General features: G+C 52.5%; 12 protein-coding genes and 2 pseudogenes. 10 read left to right on the forward strand and 4 right to left on the reverse strand.

What is annotated here, in order from left to right; all coding sequences use genetic code 11:
• Positions 1-28 precede the first annotated feature (28 nt).
• Complete coding sequence (locus tag NSQ73_RS12605) at positions 29-2,146, forward strand: glycoside hydrolase family 52 protein (protein WP_340986682.1); 2,118 nt, start codon at positions 29-31, stop codon at positions 2,144-2,146.
• Positions 2,147-2,525: 379 nt separating this feature from the next.
• On the opposite strand, the gene NSQ73_RS12610 is transcribed toward NSQ73_RS12605, so the two are convergent.
• Together NSQ73_RS12610 and NSQ73_RS12615 are read right to left on the reverse strand one after the other, a co-directional pair.
• Positions 2,526-3,632: a glycoside hydrolase family 88 protein gene (locus NSQ73_RS12610; RefSeq protein ID WP_336103797.1), complete on the reverse strand. Its 1,107-nt coding sequence runs from the start codon at positions 3,630-3,632 to the stop codon at positions 2,526-2,528.
• A gap of 102 nt (positions 3,633-3,734) precedes the next feature.
• Positions 3,735-4,595 (reverse strand): AraC family transcriptional regulator, encoded by an 861-nt coding sequence (locus NSQ73_RS12615; protein ID WP_336103798.1) that lies wholly within the window; start codon positions 4,593-4,595, stop codon positions 3,735-3,737.
• A gap of 162 nt (positions 4,596-4,757) precedes the next feature.
• Between NSQ73_RS12615 and NSQ73_RS12620 the strand changes: the two genes are divergently transcribed.
• Positions 4,758-6,365: a glycoside hydrolase family 43 protein gene (locus tag NSQ73_RS12620; RefSeq protein ID WP_340986683.1), complete on the forward strand. Its 1,608-nt coding sequence runs from the start codon at positions 4,758-4,760 to the stop codon at positions 6,363-6,365.
• Positions 6,366-6,374: 9 nt separating this feature from the next.
• Here the strand turns inward: NSQ73_RS12620 and NSQ73_RS12625 are convergent, their stop codons facing one another.
• The gene (locus NSQ73_RS12625; protein ID WP_340986684.1) at positions 6,375-7,475 is read right to left on the reverse strand and encodes a GerAB/ArcD/ProY family transporter; all 1,101 of its coding nucleotides are present in this window, start codon (positions 7,473-7,475) and stop codon (positions 6,375-6,377) included.
• A gap of 183 nt (positions 7,476-7,658) precedes the next feature.
• Here NSQ73_RS12625 and NSQ73_RS12630 point away from each other — a divergent pair, with 183 nt between their 5' ends.
• The 4 genes from NSQ73_RS12630 (at position 7,659) to NSQ73_RS12645 (ending at position 11,996) form a co-directional block, all read left to right on the forward strand.
• Entirely contained in the window at positions 7,659-9,167 is a 1,509-nt protein-coding gene (locus NSQ73_RS12630) for a spore germination protein (RefSeq protein WP_076246842.1), read from the forward strand.
• 25 nt (positions 9,168-9,192) lie between these two features.
• A complete protein-coding gene (locus NSQ73_RS12635) occupies positions 9,193-10,395 on the forward strand; it encodes a Ger(x)C family spore germination protein (protein ID WP_340986686.1) in 1,203 nt (400 codons plus the stop codon).
• 6 nt (positions 10,396-10,401) lie between these two features.
• Positions 10,402-10,632: a hypothetical protein gene (locus NSQ73_RS12640; RefSeq protein WP_340986687.1), complete on the forward strand. Its 231-nt coding sequence runs from the start codon at positions 10,402-10,404 to the stop codon at positions 10,630-10,632.
• A gap of 134 nt (positions 10,633-10,766) precedes the next feature.
• Positions 10,767-11,996: an MFS transporter gene (locus tag NSQ73_RS12645; RefSeq protein ID WP_340986688.1), complete on the forward strand. Its 1,230-nt coding sequence runs from the start codon at positions 10,767-10,769 to the stop codon at positions 11,994-11,996.
• Between the two features lie 90 nt (positions 11,997-12,086).
• Here the strand turns inward: NSQ73_RS12645 and NSQ73_RS12650 are convergent, their stop codons facing one another.
• Positions 12,087-12,401: a winged helix-turn-helix transcriptional regulator gene (locus tag NSQ73_RS12650; protein WP_340986689.1), complete on the reverse strand. Its 315-nt coding sequence runs from the start codon at positions 12,399-12,401 to the stop codon at positions 12,087-12,089.
• A 198-nt stretch (positions 12,402-12,599) separates the two neighbouring features.
• On the opposite strand from NSQ73_RS12650, the gene zwf reads away from it, so the two are divergent.
• The 4 genes and pseudogenes from zwf to NSQ73_RS34955 form a co-directional block, all read left to right on the forward strand.
• Complete coding sequence (gene zwf / locus NSQ73_RS12655) at positions 12,600-14,138, forward strand: glucose-6-phosphate dehydrogenase (protein WP_340986691.1); 1,539 nt, start codon at positions 12,600-12,602, stop codon at positions 14,136-14,138.
• Between the two features lie 45 nt (positions 14,139-14,183).
• On the forward strand, positions 14,184-15,077 hold the full coding sequence (gnd, locus tag NSQ73_RS12660) for a phosphogluconate dehydrogenase (NAD(+)-dependent, decarboxylating) (RefSeq protein WP_336101752.1): 894 nt from the start codon (positions 14,184-14,186) through the stop codon (positions 15,075-15,077).
• 775 nt (positions 15,078-15,852) lie between these two features.
• Positions 15,853-16,383, forward strand: a pseudogene (locus NSQ73_RS34950) (S-layer homology domain-containing protein); the annotation flags it as partial.
• Between the two features lie 654 nt (positions 16,384-17,037).
• Positions 17,038-19,650, forward strand: a pseudogene (locus tag NSQ73_RS34955) (LamG-like jellyroll fold domain-containing protein); the annotation flags it as partial.
• Positions 19,651-19,667: the final 17 nt, after the last annotated feature.

Below are 19,667 nucleotides of genomic sequence, written 5' to 3' on the forward strand. Positions count from 1 at the left end.
CACAGCCTGGAGGGAGTGCATTTACGATATGCCGACAAATCAGTTTTTTAATGCCCATCATTCACCGATTGGTTCATTTTCCAGCTTCACTCTGGGGTTTAAGGGAGCGTCCGGCGGGTTTGATCTGGAAGCGGGTAAGCCGCCGAGACAGAATATATATATTGGCCTGGAACGCAAGGATGGCCGCGGCTTCGATACCTTGCCTTTCCATGAGCAGGGCAGTGACGATGAAAGTAAGCGCTATGACATCGAGAACCCTGATCCGAACCCGGATAAGCCGCAGATTCTTTATCATTACGCGGACGACGAGATCACCCGCGATTTCCGGCTGGCTACGGACAGCTGGCAGGCCGGGGATCTGACCTTCCGTATTCTCTCCCCGGTCCGGCCGGTTCCGGACCCGGAAACCGCTGCAGATGCGGAGCTCAAGGAAGTGCTGCTGCCTGCGGTACTGGTAGAGCTGGAGGTTGACAATACTTCGGGCGATTCTGTCCGCCGGGCCTTCTTCGGCTTCCAGGGGAATGATCCGTATAACGCTTTGAGACGCTTCGAGGGCAGCCAGGCAGAGCTGACTGGTGTCGGCCAGGGGCGGTTCCTGGCGATTGCAGCAGAACAGGGAAGCGTCAAATCCGCCATGCATTTCACCATGGAGGATATTCTGACAACAGAGCTGGAGGAGAACTGGACCTTCGGACTGGGCCAGGTTGGAGCACTGGTTATGGATGTGCCCGCAGGCGAGCGCAAGGTCTACCGGTTCGCAGTCTGCTTCCACCGGTCCGGCTATGTAACCTCGGGAATGGACGCTGGTTATTACTATAACCGCTATTACAGTAATGTAGAGGCGGTAGCGGAATATGCGCTGTCCCATTTCGATCAGCTGAAGCAGCAGGCAGTGCAGGCTAACTCCATGCTTGAAGGAACAGGGCTCAGCGAAGATCAGACCTTCATGCTGGCTCATGCCATCCGCAGTTATTATGGCTCAACCGAACTGCTGGAGTACAAAGGCCAGCCGTTCTGGGTCGTGAACGAAGGCGAATACCGGATGATGAATACTTTCGACCTCACAGTCGACCAGCTATTCTATGAGCTGAAGATGAATCCGTGGACCGTTCGCAATGAGCTGGATATGTTCGTGGACCGGTACAGCTATGTGGATACTGTCCGTTTCCCGGGAGATACCACCGAATATCCGGGCGGGCTCAGCTTCACCCATGATATGGGGGTGGCTAATGCCGTCTCGCGTCCAGGGTATTCCTCATATGAGCTTTACGGCATCGACGGCTGCTTCTCGCATATGACCCATGAGCAGCTGGTGAACTGGATTCTTACTGCGGCGGTATATCTGGAGCATACAGGTGACCTCCACTGGATGGAACGCAACCTTACAGTACTGGAGAGCTGCCTGCAGAGTATGCTGAACCGGGATCATCCGGACCCGGCGAAACGAAACGGTGTGATGGCCCTCGACAGCTCGCGGACAATGGGCGGCGCGGAGATTACTACGTACGACAGTCTAGATGTGTCACTGGGGCAGGCGCGCAATAATATTTACCTGGCGGGTAAATGCTGGGCAGCGTATTTGGCGATGGAGAAGATCTTCCGCGATAACGGCAATACGGAGCTGTCACAGACTGCCGGCAGACAGGCAGAGCTCTGCGCAGCAACCATTGTGGGCAGTGTTACCGAGGGCGGCTATATCCCGGCTGTAATCGGAGAAGGCAATGACTCCAAGATTATTCCGGCGATTGAAGGCCTCGTGTTCCCTTACTTTACCGGCTGCAAGGAAGCTTTGGAGCGCGGGGGGCGGTTCGGCGAATACATTGCGGCGCTAGACACGCATCTGCAGGCCGTGCTTGTTGAAGGGGTGTGCCTGTTCGAAGACGGCGGCTGGAAAATCTCCTCCACCAGCAACAACAGCTGGCTGAGCAAGATTTATCTGTGCCAGTTCATCGCCAGACAAATTCTTGGTCTGGAGTGGGAGGACAAAGGTCATGCAGCCGATTCGGCACATGTAACCTGGCTTACGCATCCGCAGCTCTCGATCTGGAGCTGGAGCGACCAGATTATCTCCGGCGAGATCACCGGCAGCAAATATTATCCGCGCGGAGTGACGGCGGTCTTGTGGCTGGAGGAGCAGCGGGTGTAAGCACTTGCAAGCTGATAAGTGGGGAAGCCGGGAAATGTGAGCCGCGAACGGTTAGCGTAATTTCACCTGCTAAGGTAAAAATGTTGTACGAATTACAACCTTGAACCCAAAATACCGGTGCGTTCGGGAGGATTGTTGTATGAAATACAGCAATTTTCCTGCAAAGCTGCCTAGAAGAAGATGAATGATGTAATTTATACAACATTATCGGATTTGAGGTAATGAAATGAAGGAAATGTTGTATTCCGTACAGGATTTTGACCGGAATTGAATCGTGATGCTGTAACAATTGAATGCTCTTAAGCAGCATAAGTTTAAACAACAAACAGCGGGTCCCCAGTATGCGGGGGCCCGCTGTTTATGTTATCCAATACCCGGACTAGAAAATACGGTGCTTCCAGCCGTTCAGCTTGGCGACGGCTTCGACGTAGTAATAGTCGCCGTAGATCAGCGATACATCGATGAAGGAGTCGCCGCTGCCGGTACCATGCAGCAGAATCGCTTCATGTTCCGGCTGGTCCCAGGTGGCATAGTTCTCGGTCAGTGAACGCAGAATCCGCTCCGCGGCATTTGCGTAGAGGCTTTTCTCGCCTAGCGGCACGATGTCAGCCAGCTCCAGCAAGCCTGAAGCAGCGATCGATGCGGCGGAGCTGTCTCGGAACATCCGCTTGTCGTCTGCCAGCCGGAAGTCCCAGTACGGCACATGATCCTCCGGAAGGGCGGAGATGAAATAATGGGCAATACGCTTCGCAGTATTCAGGAAACGTTCATCCCCGGTGTGGCGGTAAGTATTAATGAATCCGTACAGTCCCCAGGCTGCTCCCCGGCTCCAGCAGGATTCTGCGGAATAGCCCTGGCCGCCGAAATTCTCGATATATGCGCCAGTCTCGGCATCGAAGGAGAGGATATGCTTGGTCGATCCATCCTCACGCACACCATACTGCATCGCAGTTTCCGCATGGCTGACCGCAATATGTCTATAGCGCGGATCGCCAGTCACCTTGCTTGCCCAGAACAGCAGGGAGATGTTCAGCATGCAGTCGATGATCACCCAGCCGTGTTTGTCCTCATTCCAGGCGCGGATGAACCTGCCAACCGGATTATAGCGTGCGGCCAGGAAGTTAGCGGCCTCAAGGCCCCGGCGCAGGCCATCCTCGTCCCCGGTCAGAACGTTCTTGATTACGGCTGTAGGCAGGAACTGAAAACCAACATCATGATGCAGCTCCACGGTCGGCTTAACGAACCATTGCTCCAGCGTCTCATCCCAGTGCCAGGCCGCATTCTTATAGTGGTCCTTGCCGGTCATATCATGCATAATCCAGAGCATCCCCGGCCAGAAGCCGGTCGTCCACCAGTCGGAGGCGATATCATCGAACTTACCGTCTTCTCCGGCGAAATGCGGACATTTTCCGCCGATCTGCTCTATCATCCGCGTAACCTTCGTATCCAGCCGGTTCATAACTTCCTGCCAATATGCTGTACTCATCACTGATGCCTCCATTAATTAGAATATGGCCTCAGTATAGCGCCCTATGATTATGGAAAGTTGCACTTTGATATGAAGAAATATCGTTATATTGTCATTTATCTACATGTTCCCCTTACGGTATTTCAGCGGAGTGGTCCCGAGGACCCGCTTGAACAGCTGATTGAAATAGGAGGCGTTCGGGAATCCGACGGCAATGCCGATCTGCTCCACAGGCATATCGGTCGTTCCGAGCAGCCGGCAGGCCTGCTTGAGCCGCCTGGCGGTGAGATAGTCGACCAGGCGGCCGCCTGTCTCCTGATGGAAGATCCGCGAGACATAGGATTTCGACAGATGAGTCTCCTCCGCAAGCTGATCCAGATTAACCTCTTCCTGATAATGAGCCTCAATCCAGTTCATGATCTGCTCCGAATAGCGGAGATTCCGGCGTTCTCCGGTATGGATCAGCGATTGCTCGCCTGTTCCGAGACAGCTGAGCAGCTGCAGGAGCAGCATCGAGATATCCTCAGGGTCTTCCTCAGACGATTTCATCCTTAATTCATTGTAATTCTGGTAGAACCATTCTATGGTTTCAATCCGGTCCCCGAGATCAAAGCCGCAATACGGGTTGCTCCCCTGCCAGAGAGCAGAGAAGACCGCTTTGCGCTTGCTGAAGCCCTGCAGCAGATTCTCGGCAATATGGGGGTCTAGATAGAAGATCGTGCGTACGAATGGACACTCAGGTGAAACTTCAGAATAGATCCGGTGCAGCTGATACGGCTGGAAAAAAAACAGCATGCCCGGCCGGATATCATACATCTGCTGATTGACCACAATGCTGCCCTGTCCGCCGTGCACGAACATGATTTCACAGCACTGGTGCCAGTGGTAATATCCCTTATAATGATCGTCGGTATAGATGCGGTAGTCCCAGATCAGAGACTGCCGGTTCGCAAACAGAACAGGTTCGAATAGCTGTTTCATAACGCTTTGCTGACGCCTCCAACATGACAAAATACAAACATTTTATTATAACCCATTATAACTTTCTGTTCTCCCGGGCGCTACAATAAAAACAGGGGTTCTTCTAAGAATCCAATCGGTGCAATCCAATCTGTAACTTACATTAACCAGGGGGTAACATTTATGGCTCCAACCATTATCAATCCGGTGCTGACCGGCTTTCATCCTGATCCGTCTTTCCTTAGGGTGGGCGATGATTATTATATCGCAACCTCAACCTTCGAATGGTTTCCCGGTGTAGAGATTCATCATTCCCGTGACCTGGTGCACTGGCATACGCTTACCCGTGTGCTGACCGAGACCTCACAGGTGGACCTGCGCGGCAACGGAAGCTCCGGCTCCATCTGGGCGCCGGCATTATCATATGACAGCGGCTTGTACTACCTGCTGTTTACGGATGTGAAGTCCCGCTCCAGTGTGTATAAGGATCTGCATAACTACCTGATTACGGCTACCAGTCTTGAAGGGCCCTGGAGCCCGCCGGTGCGGCTGAACGGCAGCGGGTTCGATCCGTTCCTGTTTCATGACAGTGACGGGCGCAAATGGCTGCTGAATATGCGCTGGGATTTCCGGCAGAATCACAGCAATTTCTCCGGCATCGTGATGCAGGAGTATGACCCTGAGGGCGGCAGGCTGACCGGCCCTATTCATGAAATATACAAAGGGACTCCAACAGGGGTAACAGAAGGCCCGCAATTGTACAAGCGCGGAGATTACTACTATCTGCTGGTTGCTGAAGGGGGCACCGGAGTGAATCATATGGTCACGATGGCCCGCAGCCGCAGCCTAACCGGACCTTATGAGACCGATCCGGATTACCCGGTCATGACTACGGCTCATGATCTGACCTATGCCTTCCAGCAGGCAGGGCACGGCTCACTGGTGGAGACGCAGTCCGGGGAATGGTATATGGCTCATCTGTGCACCCGCCCGATCCCGGGAACGGGCAAGCTGAATCCGCTGGGCCGGGAGACGGCGATCCAGCGCTGCGTCTGGACAGAAGACGGCTGGCTGCGCCTGGCGCATGGCGGGAAGCTGCCGGCCCTGCGGACCGAAGCGCCGGAGCTTCCCCCGCATCCGTTCGATGCCTTGCCGGAGCGCGATGATTTTGACGGCCCCGTGCTGGGTCATCCATACCAGAGTCTGCGCGTGCCGTTCGAGGAGTCGTGGGTAAGCCTGCAGGAGCGTCCCGGCTTCTTGCGGCTGCGCGGCCGGGAATCCCTGGCATCGCTGTTTGACCAGAGTCTGATCGGGAGGCCGATTCAGCATTTTGCCTGCACCGTAACTACCTGCCTGGAATTCAAGCCGGACAGCTTCATGCAGATGGCCGGACTGGTGCTATACTATGATGACAAGGACTACTATTATCTGCGTGTAACGGCGGATGAACTCAGAGGGGCAGCTTTAGGAGTCGTAATGTGTCAGGCCGGCAAATATGGGGAAATTTCCTCCATGCAGATTTCGGTGAAGGACTGGGAACGTTACTATTTGAAAGCAGAGATTAACGGCAGAGATATTATGTTCTATGCTTCACCGGACGGGGAGGTCTGGACGGCGATGTGTACGCCGCTTGATTTCGGCACCCTCTCGGATGAGCATGGCGGCAAGCTGGGCTTCACAGGCTCTTATGCCGGGATCTGCGCCCAGGATCTGGACCAGCAGGCGAAGGCGGCGTATTTTGACTACTTCGAGTATACAGGCCTGGACTTCTTAGGCGGGCATAGCCTATAGCTATACAGCTTAAGAAGCAGCCGTACGGCTTCTCACTTTATATACGATCAGCATAATCAGCGGCAGTACGAGTGAAAGCGTGAGATCCCAGTCTACCCAGTAGTCCGGGATCTCTTTTACATAGAATATTATGTTCTTGGCGATGAGCTGGGAGAGTCCGTAGATCAGGAAGGCCACAGGGAAGATCAGCGGACGGTGGCTTTTTAATTTGAATAACTGGGCGGTTCCGAGAACGAAGGCATAGAAGTAGAGTGCTGTTTTGAAATAGGTTGTGATAATCCAGGCCGTAGCCATCAGTGCTTCAAGACGCTGCAGAAAGTTGGCTATATTAATCTTCTGGGCCAGAATATAGGCTGCATAGAAATTATGCTCTGAGAAATAGACGCCGAGAACGGTCAAAGAGAGGAACAGAATCAGATTCAGACCCAGCGCCCCAAGGATGAGGGCCAGGAAGATATCCCGGTTGATCTTGCGGCTCTTGCGGGTGTAGGGATAGACCATGAAAAATACACATAATTCCCCAAACGGATAAAATACGCCGAACAAGACAGCATGCAGCATATCCGGGAAAGGTGTATTCAGAACAGGATAGACACGCTCCATCCGGACCTGCGGAAATAAGAGCACCATAAGGCAAACGAGGAATAAGGCGAACAGCGGAAAAAACACCTGAGCAGCCCTGCCGACAGTCTCTAGGCCCAGACGCAGCCCGTAGACAAGTATAACAATACTCATGAACCGGATGACACCGCCCGGAGTTCCCTCATAGATCTGGGTACACATGAAGTCCTCGATCTCTCTGACATAGGTAGAGGCCGCGATGATGAAGAAGAACAGATAATATACGCCTACCGCACTGCCTATCCACTTCCCCAGAATCTGCTGGCTGAGCTCAATAATGTTTTTGTCCGGATTAATATTCGCAACAGTGACGAACAGGAAGACCAATGCGATTCCCGGCGGAATGCTGATCAGGGCAGCAATCCAGGCATCCTGATGAGCTACAGCAGTCATGGCTGCCGGGTAGACCAGGGCCATATCCCCAATAAAAGTGAAAAGTCCGAGGATTACCATCTGCGCCGTACTGATCCGATCTTTTTCAATACTCATGTTTATCCTCCATTTACACCTTACTATAGCCCGCAGGTTATATCTTCCCGGAAACCATCTTAGTATGGCATCTCCTTCCAGAATTATGTGTTTCAAGCGCTGGCAACGATTCAGGAATAATTATCAAGCGGTGCTACCAAACTACAACAGAGTGAATGGATAGGGAAGTGGAGGGGAACGAAATTGAAAGATGCGGTTAACGGTGAGTTATCCTGCCGGCTGGAAGACAATGATGATCAATTGTACAAACTGCTTGGGCAGAGCTCAGATCTGGTGCGGAAACGTCTGCAGCTGGGGGAACGTACGGAGCTTGCTATTTTTTATATCGATGGTCTGATAGATACACAGCTGCTGCATAACTCAATTCTGTACTCGCTCCAGGAGGGCAGGGTTTCCGGTCTGCTGGAAGAACTGGTTCCTGACGGCAAAATAGAGATGCTGAGAAAACGCGTGCTTATGGCCGGCGATCTTACTGTGATCCATGACTATAAGAATTTCGTTCACGATTTGTTATCCGGGAATGTGATGCTCATGGTGGAGGGGAGCGCTTCAGCGCTGCGGATCGGACTGCCCGGCTGGGAAGACCGCAACGTGAGTGAACCAATCTCGCAATCTGTGGTCCGGGGACCCATGGAAGGCTTCACAGAGAATCTCAGAACGAACACTGCTTTAATCCGCCGCAAAATCAAAGATAGCCAGCTGTGGCTGGAAACCATCCAGATCGGCCGCGTGACGCAGACCAGTGTGTCGATTATGTATCTCAGCCACATCGCGAATGAAGAGCTGGTGCAGGAGGTTAAGCGGCGCCTGAACAGCATTGATACGGACAGTATCCTGGAGAGCGGCTATATCGAAGAGTTCATTCAGGATACGGCGGCGACGCCTTTTCCCACGATTTATAACAGTGACCGTCCCGACACCATTGCTGCAGGGATATTGGAGGGGAAGGTGGCAATCCTGGTCGACGGGACGCCTTTTGTACTGCTTGCGCCTACGATTTTTGTATCGTTTTTTCAGTCGGCGGAAGATTACTATCAGCGGGCGGATATCTCCACGTTGCTGCGGTGCGTACGGTTCCTGGCCTTCTTTGTTACCTTGTTTGCGCCTGCGTTCTATGTAGCCATTACAACATATCATCAGGAGATGATCCCGACCAATCTGGTAATCAGTCTTGCGGCCCAGCGGGAGACAGTGCCGTTTCCGGCTTTTATCGAGGCGCTGCTGATGGAATTCACCTATGAAATCCTGCGCGAAGCAGGTGTGAGAATTCCCAAGAATGTCGGTCAGGCTGTCTCTATCGTCGGCACGCTGGTCATTGGGCAAGCGGCGGTTGCAGCAGGCTTCATCTCCTCGGCTATGGTTATCATTGTGTCGATCACAGCGATCTCAAGCTTTGTCATTCCCGAAGCAGGGATGGCCATTGCCGCGAGAATTATCCGGTTTGCCCTGATTGGACTCGCCGGGTTCATGGGGCTGTACGGAATCTTGTGCGGAGTGTTCCTGCTGGTGCTGCATCTGGTCAGCCTGCGTTCCTTCGGCGTTCCTTACATGAGTCCGATTGGCCCCTTCAGGGCGGCAGACCTTAAGGATTCCATCTTCAGGCTTCCCTGGCCGCTGCTGAAGACAAGGCCGAAGGAGAATAAAACGCAGAATCTGCAGCGGATGAACACTTCCAAGCGTGAGGAACCTTAATATGTATACAAGAATCAGGAAAGTCTTGACGACATGCATTCCCCTATTGGTGCTTCCGATGCTGCTCAGCGGCTGCTGGGAACGGAAGGAGTTAAATGAACTGGCTTTTGTGCTGGCTCTGGGGCTGGATAAAGCCGAGTCGGGCTACAAGGTATCGATGCAGGTCGTCATTCCGTCTTCGATTACATCACAGGGGGCCGGGGGTTCAGGGGCAGGCGGGGTTCCGGTAGTCACCTATGATTTTACAGTGCCGACGATCTATGAATCGCTCCGCAAGTTCAATCTGATCAGTTCGCGTTCGCCTTATTTGGGGCATATCCGTGTGCTCGTTATCGGGGAAGAGCTGGCGCGTGATGGGCTCGGTGAAACGCTGGATGTGCTCAAAAGAAGCCGCGAGCCGCGTATGGACTTCTTCATGCTTGTGGCGCGGAATACGACCGCAGAGAATGTGCTCAAAGTCCTGACGCCCCTGGACAGGCTGCCAGCGAATAAATTATTCAACGCACTGGACAAGTCCTATAAGGTCTCCGCCAAGACAGCTGCGGTTACACTGGACAAATTCATAGAGGATGCGCTCTGCGAGGGAGAGAATCCGGTGTTGACCGGAGTAGAAGTGCAGGGAAGTCCCGAGGCAGGCGGTGAGAAAATAAATATTGAACAAACCATTCCGCGTGCAAGGCTTAGCTATAATGGGGTGGCTGTATTCAAAAGGGCGAAAATGCTTGGCTGGCTGGATGACAACGAGATTGTAGGATACAACTATGTTATTGATAACGTAAGCAAAAATACAGGGCACATCAAAGACAAAGATAACGGAAGCCTGGTAATCATCGAGGCACTGTCGACTACAACCAGGCGCAAAGTGAAAATCATCGGCGGAGAGCCGCATATTTATCTGAAGGTCGAAGCTGTAAGCAATGTGGAGGAAGTAGAGGGTTCCGGTAAGCTGGATTCGGAGAACAAGATTAGACAGCTGGAGGAGGAATCGGAGGACCGGATTATTGAGCGGATGAGACGATCGGTTGAGAAGGTCAACGAACGCTTTAATGCTGATATTTTTGGCTTCGGCCAATCCATTTACCGGTCCCACCCCCGAATTTGGGCCAAGCTGCTGGAGCAGAACAAGGAAGGCTACCTCAAAACGCTGCCTATTCATTACGATGCCAGTGTGACAATCAACCGGATCGGTACGATAGACAATTCTTTTCTTGACGATATCAAGGAGTGAGCCTGTATGTTGCTGGTGCTGTTGTTTGTCGTTATAGCCGCAGGCTGTATTGCGGCGGATTTGCCCTCCCTGAAGGGCAGGGCTAAGCGGCGTGATCTTATGGTTTACGGCGTACTCTGGATTGGCGGATTGGCGGCGACGATCTGCACACTGCTGCGGATTCAGGTCCCAAGCCCGCTGCTGCTCATTATATTCATCTACAAGCCGATCAATGATCTCGTGGCATCATGGTTCTAACCCGTTGACCCGGGAGCGGGATGAGAGGACCGCCCAGCTGTGCAAAAATTCACTTTGAAAAGGTAACAATTATAATATAATCCCAATAATTAACTCGGGCTGGAATATCAGCGAGGTGAAAGGCGGGATGCAAAGTGGAGAACAATCAGCTTCAACGGAAATACAGTGTATTTCTGGGCGTCATATTGTCGGGGTATAATGTGGCTGATAAGCTCTATGGCGCGGTTTTTATCATTTTGATGAGCTTGCGCGGCGTGGATGCCTTTCAGATCAGTATCGTGTTTGCCGTTTCTTCACTGTCCATGGCCGTCTTTGATTACCCGAGCGGGAATCTGTCCGACATCTATGGGAGAAAGCGCATGACGGCGGCCGGGTTCATAGTGTGGGGAGCGGGACTTTGGTTTTTTGCTGCTGCTGAGGGTCTCGCTTTATTCATCCTCGCCTCCATAGTGATGTCTTTGGGTGTAGCGATGATCTCGGATTCTCCCCAGGCCTGGTACATTGATCAGCTGGAAGAGCTGGGAATGCCGGATTATAAAAAAATTGCCCTGCCCCGCATCAGCGGGTTTGTCTCGGCATTTGCCATCGTCGGCGCATTGCTGGGTACGGTAAGCAGCAGTGTTCATTATGTTCTTCCGGTGGCAATTGCCGGCGTGCTGGCGGTAGGACTCGGCGTATATACCTGGCTCAGCTTCAGCGACAACTACGGAAGCAGAACGCAGAGCAGCATCCTCCGGGAGATCTATGCCAGCTCGGCCGATTTCACCCGCAGCACAGAGATGCGGTTTATCCTTCTGCGCAGCATCCTGACACATACCGCCTTGCTGGCCTTTCTGTTGTCCTGGCAGGTATATGGGGTGAATGAGCTGGAATTTCCGGTCAGTGCCCTCGGGGTCCTTCTGATTCTGTTCATGGGAGTAATCAGTGTATCGAGCTTCCTGGTCTCCTATCTGGCCAAAAAAGAGGTTGCTGCCGTCCGGATCATCGTCTGCGGAACTGTAATCTCTGCACTCGGATTGCTGCTGGTTGGATTGTTTCCGCATAAGGCTGTATTTATTGCCGGTCTGGTGCTGTTTGAATTCGGGCTCGGGATGGATATGTCTTCTTCAGGTGTCTGGGTACAGGATTTCATTCCCGGGGCCAAGCGGGCGACCTTCTCCTCCGGACTGTCAGCGCTCAAATCACTCGCCGGTTTCCTGATTACGCTGATCCTGGGGATCATGGCCAAGAATCTCGGGTATGCCTTCATCTGGTGCTTTGCGGCCGCCTCACTGCTGGGATCCAATGTCGTGCTGCTCTATTTCAACACTAAGTATGTACGGGCAGGCAGCGGAGCAGACGGAGAGAAGACACTGGTGTCCTGATTCTGAGAGGCTTAATTTATACTATAAAAGCTAACAACAGCAGGTCTTCTTCCCGGAGATCTGCTGTTTAGCGTGTTCAGGGCAGCGGCATTACAGCCATTTCATCGCCCATGCCTCGACGGGCAGGAGCGCCGTGCCCAGCTCCTGCCCCTTGGCAGTGAGCAAATATTCCGTCCGTACCGGTCGGTCAGGAATGACCTCGCGGCTGATCAGGCCGCATTCTTCAAGCTCCTTCAGGCGCTCGTTGAGCATACGTTTGCTTAGATCGGGGATGACCGTGTGCAGCTCACTGAACCGTTTGGTGCCCTCCATTAACACATGGATGATCAGATTCACCCACTTCTTGCCGATGATATGATGAACATGCTCGACTTTGGCGAGCAAGGGCTTAAGCTCCTGTGACATGCAGATTCCCCCTTATATAGTTATTATAAATACCCACCTTACTATAACATAGCAGAAAGTGCGTGAAAATAAGTACTTTTCGTAAATGTCGAAATGAGGTTGACGAATGGATTCTGCAGTCGTATGATGAGTGTTATAAAGTTTGTGAGTAATAATAAGTAACCACATAAACATTTGATAATTACGGGAGGAATGAAAGTGGAATCATCATCATTCGTACTATTTGGCGCAACCGGGGATTTGGCCAAACGGAAAATATACCCCGCTCTATATAACCTGTTCAAAGATGGCAAGCTCTCTGGTCCTCTCTCAGTCATAGGCCTCGGCAGAAGAGAACTGACCCATGAGGCTTTCCAGCGTCAGGTGCTGGATTCACTGCGCACCTTCTCGCGGCGGCCGGTTGAGGATTCGGCGGAGCTGCAGAATTTCCTGCTGGCTTTTGAATATAGCGTGCTGGATGTCGGACGCCCCGAAGATTATGTGAAGCTGCTGGGCCATGTGCAGCGCCGCGAGGAAGAGCTGGGCCTTCCGCAGAACCGGATGTTCTATCTATCCGTCGGTCCTGAATTCTTCGGTGAGATTGCCCGTAACATTAACGCCAGCGGACTTGGTGACACGAAGGGATGGAAGCGGCTGATTATCGAGAAACCGTTCGGACGGGATCTGCAGTCGGCAAGGGTGCTTAATGACAGCCTGAACGCAGCTTTTAAGGAGGAAGAGATCTTCCGGATTGACCACTTCCTCGGCAAACCGATGGTGCAGAACCTTGAGGTGCTCAAATACTCCAATCCTGTACTGCGGGCATTGTGGCAGAACCGGTATATCGAGAGCGTGCAGATTACGGCCAGTGAAACGGTCGGTGTGGAAGAGCGGGCAGGGTATTATGACAAGGCTGGCGCGCTGCGTGATATGTTCCAGAACCACATGCTGCAGCTGCTTATGATGATGGCCATGCAATTGCCCAAAGGCAGCACCCCGGAAGATGTCCGCAGCAAGAAGCGCCATGTGATCGGTTCGGTACGGCCATTGCTCCGTGAGGAAGTGACGCAGCATGTGGTACGCGGCCAGTATGCAGCGGGTGAGCTGCGCGGGCAGCAGGTTCCCGCTTATACGGCTGAACCCGGCATAGAAGCCTCTTCACAGAATGAGACCTACATCGCCGCCCGGCTGTGGATTGATGACCCGCTTTGGAAGGACGTGCCTTTCTATATCCGCACCGGCAAACGCATGAAGGAGAAATCGACGCGGATTGTTATAGAATTCAAAGAGCCGTTTAATGATTTGCATAATAAGAACAGAAGCAAGCTTGCCCTGGACCCTAACCTGCTGGTGATTGATATTGGTCCGAACGAAGGGATCTCCCTTACCTTGAATACCAAAAATCCGCGCCAGCACGGACAGCTCGAGCCGGTCAGCATTAAGCATGAGTCGGGCAACCCCGATCTGCCGGAAGCCTATGAGAACCTGATTTATGATGCTTTACTGGGAGATGCCACCTTCTTTGCCCATTGGGATGAAGTTGAGTTGTCCTGGCAGTGGGTTCAGCCTATAATCGAAGCAACAGCAGAAGGGACGCTTCCGCTTCATCTGTATCCAGCCGGTTCCTTTGGACCCCAGGCTGCCGATGAACTGCTTGGAGAGCATCACTGGTGGCTTGATGAACCGGAGGCTGTGGAGCATTCCGGGGTCCGCCAGACACAGGAGCTGAATCCGGAAGCCGTCCGGCCTGGTGCGTGAGCGGCGGCATAATCATCTAATCTATAACATTCGGAGGGATATGCAATGAAAGTCGGTTTAATTGGACTAGGCAAAATGGGCTTCAATCTCGGCCAGAATCTATTGGAGCACGAACATGAAGTCGTGGCTTATGATGTGAACGCCGCTGCGGTGCAGGAGCTGGAAGCGAAAGGAGCTGCAGGTGCGGGAAGTCTGGCAGAGCTTACAGGCAAGCTGGAATCCCCGCGTATCCTCTGGATCATGGTCCCGCACACCTTTGTGGATTCGGTGATCTCAGAACTGACGCCGCTGTTGTCGGAGGGGGATATCATCATCGAAGCCGGGAATTCTCATTATAAGGAGTCAATCCGCCGTCATGATGAGCTTAGCGCCCACGGGATTTATTTCATGGATGCCGGAACCTCAGGAGGGATGGAAGGCGCACGCAATGGCGCTTGTTATATGATCGGCGGAGATGAGGAAGCGTGGGCGGTCGTCGAGCCGGTTTTCCGTGATACTGCGGTCGAGAACGGGTACCTGTATGCCGGCAAATCCGGCAGCGGACACTTCCTGAAGATGGTCCACAACGGGATTGAGTACGGCATGATGGCTGCCATCGGTGAGGGCTTCGAGGTGCTGGAGAAAAGCGGCTATGACTTCGACTTCGAGCAGGTGGCCCGCGTCTGGAACAACGGCTCGGTCGTCCGCTCCTGGCTGATGGAGCTGATCGAACGCGCCTTCTCCAAGGATGCCAAGCTGGATGAGATCAAGGGAATCATGCATTCCTCCGGGGAAGGCAGATGGACGCTGGAGACCGCGTTTGATCTGCAGGCGGCTACGCCGGTTATCGCCATGGCGCTGCTGATGCGCTACCGGTCGCTGGAGACCGATACCTTCACCGGCAAAGTAGTTGCTGCGCTGCGTAATGAATTCGGCGGCCATGCTGTGGAAGCGAAGTAAGGAGCCGAGACGGGGCGGCCATTCGGTTTTTATGTGAAAATAGTGAATGTAAGCAGCAGGTTCCTTCGGAGCCTGCTGTTTTATCGAATATAGTGATCTGTGCGCTTAGTTATACATTATCTTCAATTTCTTGGGACAGCTCTTTATTTTGTAGTAGCATCAACGTGGGCACTTGGGTGGACGCTCCGCGAACGGACCGTTGTTCCAATCGCTGTTTAAGCGGGATACGAAAACACTTTTTTCAACAAACACAAAAAAAGAAATCGCCTTTTTGGTAAAATGGAGGTACCACCCAACCATTTCAAAAGAAGCGATTTCTTTGTACATTCAATATCTATTTTATGAGTAGTCTGACGTATGAAAGAGCATGAATTGGATCCTTGTGATTCATTTCATGCTTTTTTGTGGTGTTATTTAATTAATTAGTATAAATATAAATAGATTTAGGTTTATTAAAAATTCTAATTGACTAACAGTTGATTTACCCATTAAAATAAAATCGTATAAGCAGTATTTGATTATTTATTTCATAAAAATATGAAATAAATGCTGGAATGCAGCAGATTTTTTTTAATCTTTTTGTGAAAGCGTTTTATTTATTGGGTTTGAAGGGAGGACTGCCGGGTACCGGAGTACCGCTTATCTTTTGCAGGAATTATCGCAAGGTTGGCAATAATTAAACTGTAGAATCGGAGGATCAAACATTTTGAACAAAAAAACTGGCAGGCTAACGTCTTCATTTCTTGCGCTGCTGCTGCTCGTACCTTCGCCGATGATGGCGGCTTCTGGAACTGCGAACGAGTACAGTGAGGTTAGGCAGCCTGCACAAGCTGCGGCGGCTGATTATAGCGGGCACTGGGCGCAGGATGATTTTCAAACATGGGTAGACAAGGGACTGCTGGCGGGATATGGAAACGGTATCTATAAGCCGGATCAGAGTATCACCAGGGCTGAGTGGGTCTCTCTAATCAACAGAGTCTTTAATCTGCAATCTGTGGACGGAACCGGATTTAGCGATGTTGCGCCGGGCAGCTTGTATTACCAGGATATTATGAAAGCGTTATTATCCGGATATGTATCGGGATACAGCGATGGAACGTTTGGGCCGGACAAGGCTGTAAGCCGTCAGGAAGCTGCGGTTATGCTCTACCGCATGTTCCAGCTTGACGCTTCTGCGGCTGCAGCGGGACCCACAGATGCGGAGCAGCTGCCGCAGTGGAGCAGGGAAGCGGTGCTCACGCTGCTGGATGACGGATTCCTCAGCGGTTACGAGGATGGAAGCTTTAAGGGGACGCGCTTCGTGACGCGGGCAGAAGCACTGCGGATGATAGGCAATCTGTCGGGACAAATCCTCCTGGAAGGCAAGACCTACTCCGGACAGAATGCCAGGAATATAGTTATTGGCGCAGGCGGTGCGGAGCTTAAGGATACTGCGATTGCGGGCAACCTCTATCTCACCGAAGGCATCGCGGAAGGAGACATCACGCTCGACAACGTGAAGGTTGGGGGTAAGATCTTCGTCTCCGGCGGCGGAGAGAACAGCGTGGTGCTGAACAATTCTTCGGCAACGGCGCTTGTGGCGGACAAGAAGAACGGCAAGCTGCGTATTGTGCTCAAAGGCAGCAGTTCTGTGCCTGACGTAACTGTTCATTCTGGTGTCAAGCTGGAGGAAGATGCGGCTTTGAGCGGTACCGGGTTCAGTAAAATCACCGTTGAGCAGACCCTGCCGCCCAATTCGCTGGTTCAGCTTAGCGGCAGCTTCGACACGGTTCTGGTCAATGCGCTCGGCGAACCGGCTCTTGCTCTGACCAAAGGCAGCATTGCTGAACTGACGCTGAACCGCAAAGCGGGTCTGCGCTTGGATGCCGGAACTGAGATCAAGAATCTGATTGTCAATGAAGGCGGACAGATTACCATTCAAGGCAGCGGCAAAGTAACGTATGATCCGAAGTTCAGCAGCCTGATCAAGCTGGAACTGCCAGCCGCCACTGCAGCGGCTACTGCTGCGTCAGCTGTGAACAGCGGCGGCGGAACCTCCGTAACTCCGGCGGCCACGCCAAGCCCGACTGTAGCGCCGTCTCCGGCGGCCACGCCAAGCCCGACTGTAGCGCCGTCTCCGGCAGCTACGCCGTCCGCTACACCGCCGGCAGCACCGGAAGAGACGGCACCGGTATTCAGCAACGTATCCGTGCATGACCCTTCAGTTGTGAAGGACAGCGACACCTATTATGTCTTCGGTTCGCATATTGCTGCAGCCAAATCTCAGGATCTGATGAACTGGAGCAGCTTTGCTAACGGCTACACAACGCCGGATAACGCGCTCTACGGGGATCTGTCCGCAAATCTGGCGGAATCCTTCGCTTGGGCCGGGGAGAACGATGCTGACAGCAAAGGCGGATTCTCCGTCTGGGCACCGGATGTGTTCTGGAATGCAGATTATGTGAATGCGGATGGCACTAAAGGCACTTATATGATCTATTATTGCACTTCCTCCACCTATATCCGTTCGGCAATCGGATTTGCGGTCTCACAGAACATTGAAGGTCCGTATATTTATGGGGGAACTGTTGTTTATTCAGGGTTCACCAAGGATGCGCAGTATGATGCGAACAGCAATATCAACAAGAAGTGGACCAACACCAACATTCAAGCGCTGATTGACAACGGGACGCTGGAAGACATAAATCCGTCCTGGTTCAATACAAACGGTACGTATAACAACAATGTGTATACTAATGCTATTGACCCCAACTTGTTCTATGACAAGGATGGAAAGCTGTGGATGACTTACGGATCATGGTCGGGTGGTGTTTTCGCGCTGGAGGTTGATCCGGCCACCGGCAAGCCGGAGTATCCGGGAGTAGACGGAACTACAGCAGACGGCAGACTGATTGACCGTTATTTCGGAACAAAAATTTCCGGCGGAAATTATAAATCCGGCGAAGGCCCGTATGTGGTCTATGACCGGAATACCGGCTATTACTATCTGTATGTAACCTACGGCGGCCTGGCTGCTGACGGGGGCTACAATATGCGGCTGTTCCGTTCCGTGAATCCGGACGGTCCTTTCAAGGATGCCGCAGGACATGATGCGGTGCTGACGGATGATGAAGAAAATTCGGATATTGGCAATAAGCTGCTGGGGAACTTCCTGTTCAGCAATCTGAACGGGGCAGCAGATTTCCCGACCTACGGTTATGTATCCTCAGGACATAACTCGGTCTATTACGACCAAGAAGACAACAAGCTCTTTAATTTCTTCCATACGAGATTCCCGCTGCGCGGCGAAACCCATGAGGTGCGGGTGCATCAAATGTTCATGAATGAAGATGCCTGGCCGGTTGTTGCACCGCACCGTTATTCCGGTGAGACTCTCGGCAAAGTGCAGCAGGCCGATGTGACAGGCGCTTATCAATTCGTCAATCACGGCAAGGATACATCGGCCGCAATTAAGCCTACAGTTGAAATTGAACTGATGGAAGACGGCACGCTTGCCGGTGCGGTAAGCGGTACTTGGGAACTTACCGGCGATTACTACGTCCATCTCCTGATTAATGAGAACGACAATGGCAACACGGTGCAGAGACTTTACAAAGGCGTATTTGTGAAGCAATGGGATTCAACCCGGAATGCGAAAGTAATGGTCTTTACGGCAATGTCTGACCAAGGCACAGCGGTCTGGGGCAGCGCCATTGAACTGCTCAGCGATGAAGAGCTGGCCGTCAATGTCACGAATGGCCTTACTCTGGGCGATACCAGCAAGGTCTACAAAAGTCTGGTACTGCCAACTTCCGGCATACACGGCGCTGTAATTACTTGGGCTTCCTCGAACGAAGCTATTGTTGCAACAGACGGCCAAGTGAACAGACCGGAAGCCGGCAGCGGAAATGCTGCGGTTGAGCTGACTGCTACTATTAAGCTTGGCAATGCGACACAAACGAAGACCTTTACAGTGGTAGTGGTGCAGCGCAGCAGTGATCCACTGGAAGACGGACTCGTTGCAGCGTATGATTTTGAAGGCAATCTGGCGGAAAGTGGTGACCGCTTGGATGCTGGTACGGTTACAGGCGGGCTGATTAATACCAATGGCGGAAGTGTCAGCTATACAGACGGGCAAGATGGCAAGGCAGTGAAGCTGGATGGCAGCTCTGGTATCCGCCTGCCGGATGGACTGATCAGCAGCAATGCGTATACAGTAAGCCTGTGGCTGAATCCGGAGCAGTTGACGGCGTTTACGCCGGCATTTTTTGGAGCTAAGTCCTCGAACAACTGGATAAGCTTGCTGCCATACGGCAACGAAGGAAATACGACGCGGATGTGGTTCGGCAGTGATACCTGGCTGGACGCAGACGCCGGCTTGCAGATTCCGACCGGCAAGTGGTCGCATATCGCCTTCACGTATGATGCCGGTGCAGTCAAGCTATATGTGAACGGAGTGCAGAAATATTCGGGCAGCTCCTTTACAGATGTATTTAAGGGAACGGACAGCGTGTTTACTCTTGGCGTCAACTATTGGGATGTCCCTTACAAGGGGCTCATTGATCAGTTCCGGGTCTATGAGAAAGCGCTGGGTACGGAGACCATTGGCTG

The organism is Paenibacillus sp. FSL R10-2736, assembly GCF_038000245.1.
GTDB lineage: Bacteria > Bacillota > Bacilli > Paenibacillales > Paenibacillaceae > Paenibacillus_AQ > Paenibacillus_AQ phytohabitans.

Excerpts from the sequence above, each read along its gene's own strand:
- NSQ73_RS12605 (WP_340986682.1), top strand. The coding sequence starts at position 29 with ATGCCGACAAATCAGTTTTTTAATGCCCATCATTCACCGATTGGTTCA.
- gnd (WP_336101752.1), top strand. The coding sequence starts at position 14,184 with ATGAAAGTCGGTTTAATTGGACTAGGCAAAATGGGCTTCAATCTCGGC.
- NSQ73_RS12650 (WP_340986689.1), bottom strand. The coding sequence starts at position 12,401 with ATGTCACAGGAGCTTAAGCCCTTGCTCGCCAAAGTCGAGCATGTTCAT.
- NSQ73_RS12620 (WP_340986683.1), top strand. The coding sequence starts at position 4,758 with ATGGCTCCAACCATTATCAATCCGGTGCTGACCGGCTTTCATCCTGAT.
- NSQ73_RS12625 (WP_340986684.1), bottom strand. The coding sequence starts at position 7,475 with ATGAGTATTGAAAAAGATCGGATCAGTACGGCGCAGATGGTAATCCTC.
- NSQ73_RS12640 (WP_340986687.1), top strand. The coding sequence starts at position 10,402 with ATGTTGCTGGTGCTGTTGTTTGTCGTTATAGCCGCAGGCTGTATTGCG.
- NSQ73_RS12615 (WP_336103798.1), bottom strand. The coding sequence starts at position 4,595 with ATGAAACAGCTATTCGAACCTGTTCTGTTTGCGAACCGGCAGTCTCTG.
- NSQ73_RS12610 (WP_336103797.1), bottom strand. The coding sequence starts at position 3,632 with ATGAGTACAGCATATTGGCAGGAAGTTATGAACCGGCTGGATACGAAG.